Origin of the sequence: Alsobacter ponti, assembly GCF_024294805.1 — a bacterium.
Taxonomy (GTDB): domain Bacteria; phylum Pseudomonadota; class Alphaproteobacteria; order Rhizobiales; family Beijerinckiaceae; genus Alsobacter; species Alsobacter ponti.
This window is the reverse complement of sequence record NZ_JANCLU010000054.1, coordinates 1-917: the sequence shown is the minus strand read 5'-3', so window position 1 is coordinate 917 and position 917 is coordinate 1. Positions and strand designations below refer to the sequence as shown.

At 61.1% G+C, this 917-nt stretch carries 2 tRNA genes and 1 rRNA gene; all 3 read left to right on the top strand.

The window, feature by feature from the left end:
* Positions 1-172 precede the first annotated feature (172 nt).
* Positions 173-249, top strand: a tRNA-Ile gene (locus tag NK718_RS21845).
* Between the two features lie 26 nt (positions 250-275).
* Positions 276-351: transfer RNA gene (locus NK718_RS21840), tRNA-Ala, on the top strand.
* 311 nt (positions 352-662) lie between these two features.
* Positions 663-917: ribosomal RNA gene (locus tag NK718_RS21835) — 23S ribosomal RNA — on the top strand; the annotation flags it as partial.

The following is a 917-nucleotide window of genomic DNA, read 5'->3' as shown; positions in this document are numbered from 1 at the left end:
ACCTTCAGGACGTTCCCTCCGGAACGGCCTCTCGGTTCTCTTGGAACATCAGGGACCGAAGTCACGGTCCCATTCGCGGGACGCCGCCGCCCTCGTTTCTCTTTCTTCCTGGATGAGCCTTGTCCCGGGCCGCTCGCCGTCAGGCTGGAGCGGGTCGCCGGGCCAAGCCTTCGGGCCTGTAGCTCAGGTGGTTAGAGCGCACCCCTGATAAGGGTGAGGTCGGACGTTCGAGTCGTCCCAGGCCCACCATATTCGGTGGCGCGCGGCGCCGGTCCGGGGCCATAGCTCAGTTGGGAGAGCGCGTGCTTTGCAAGCATGAGGTCGTCGGTTCGATCCCGTCTGGCTCCACCATCGGCGTGGCCGGTTCATCCTTTGATTCAGTGTTGAAGACGCGAATTTGCGGTCCGGGGGTTCCTGGATGCGCGGGTTCTATGTCATCGTCGAGAGAGAACGTATCTGGAGCGCGGAGCATCCCCATCCCTGGGACCGCGCGTCTTTAAGGCCGTCCCGCCTGACCGCGGGGTTCGTCTGGATGCGTTCGGCAAGCAATAACTGGTCTTTTCGAACAATGCCGGTCGCGGGTGTCTTGGGAGTTCCTTCGGGTCTTCTGGGAGATTTCGCGTTGCAGCCGCTGCCGAGCGGCGGGCATTGTTCATGAGAACGATCAAGTGCCTTAAGGGTATCCGGTGGATGCCTTGGCGCTGAGAGGCGATGAAGGACGTGGTACGCTGCGATAAGGTTCGGGGAGCCGCGAACAGGCTTTGATCCGGACATTTCCGAATGGGGCAACCCACCTTCGACGACCCTCATTGCAAGTCCAGGCGGCGGAGCGATCCGTGGCCTGGGTTTGGATTGAGTGTCGTCAATGGAGGTATTTGATCCTGAATTCATAGGGATCAAAGGCGAACCCGGGGAAC